The sequence below is a fragment of the Anoxybacillus thermarum genome, assembly GCF_000836725.1.
Taxonomy (GTDB): domain Bacteria; phylum Bacillota; class Bacilli; order Bacillales; family Anoxybacillaceae; genus Anoxybacillus; species Anoxybacillus thermarum.
This window is the reverse complement of the sequence record NZ_JXTH01000127.1, coordinates 1-1,019: the sequence shown is the minus strand read 5'-3', so window position 1 is coordinate 1,019 and position 1,019 is coordinate 1. Positions and strand designations below refer to the sequence as shown.

Genomic DNA, 1,019 nt, shown 5'->3' with positions numbered 1-1,019 from the left:
GATTCGGGCTGCCATCGCCCTCAGAAACGCCCGAAGCCCTTGGTCTTTCCAGCTGCGGCGGGATTTCACCCGATGCGCAAACCGGCTCATCACGCTCTCGGCGTGGCCCATCGGACGCATGCCGGTCGTCTCCACCCCTTGCTCCGACAGCCACTCCCGATAGTCCCGGATGCATCCCGGCATCGACTCGATCCGACGGATCATGGCAGCCATCTGCTTCTCTTTCGCTTCGTCCTCCAACGTGCCGACCGCGCTGTTCAGCTCCACCAGAAGCCCCCCTTCGTCTTGTTTCGCCAGCTTCTTCCGCACCTCCCGCCAACGCGGATGGCCGGACAGACACTGACGCAGCTCCCGCGCCACATGAAATCGATCCAGCTGAAAGCAGGCTCGCTTTCCAAAATGCTCCCGGCAGGCTGTGATCCACGACGCCGCGTCGCCGTTGATGATCAAAAGGTCCCGGCACGGGTCATAGGCATATTCGTTCATCAGCCACTCTTCAAAAGGTGTTCGCTGTCTTGTTGGCGGCCCTTTTGGAGGAGATTGATCAACAACTGGCGGAAGCGCGGGACAAGCGCCGGTATCAGCTGAAAGACAAACGGCCGACCACGATCCAAACGCTGTTTGGAGAAGTGACGTTTCGACGGAACTACTACTATGATCGGCAGGCGGGGGCGTATACCTTCTTGCTGGATGCCGAACTGGGCTTTGATGGAGCGCAGTCGATCAGCCCTTGCCTCGAGGAAACGGCGGTCGAGTTGGCCGTAGAGTGCCCTTCCTACCGCAAAGCGGCCCGTACGTTGGAGTCGATCGTGGGGTATGCGGTCCTAAGCCACGAGGCGATTCGCCAACTGGTGCTGGAGGCCCCTGTCTCGCTGCACCACCCTGTTTCCCAACGGCACGGCCGAGTGCTGTTTGTGGAGGCGGATGGGCTGTTCATTTCCCGCCAGGGGAAAGGGAAACGGGCGAAAGAAGAGAAAATCCTGGCGGTTCACGAGGGATGGAAACGAAACGGTTCGCAG

At 60.2% G+C, this 1,019-nt stretch carries 1 protein-coding gene and 1 pseudogene; one reads left to right on the top strand and one right to left on the bottom strand.

Annotation, left to right across the window (positions count from 1 at the left end):
* Nucleotides 1-501, bottom strand: a pseudogene (locus LH47_RS14640) (UPF0236 family transposase-like protein); the annotation flags it as partial.
* Between LH47_RS14640 and LH47_RS14635 the strand changes: the two are divergent.
* Nucleotides 477-1,019: UPF0236 family transposase-like protein (locus LH47_RS14635; RefSeq protein WP_043968759.1), on the top strand; the 543-nt coding region annotated here is incomplete at its 3' end. The pseudogene LH47_RS14640 and the gene LH47_RS14635 overlap by 25 nt on opposite strands.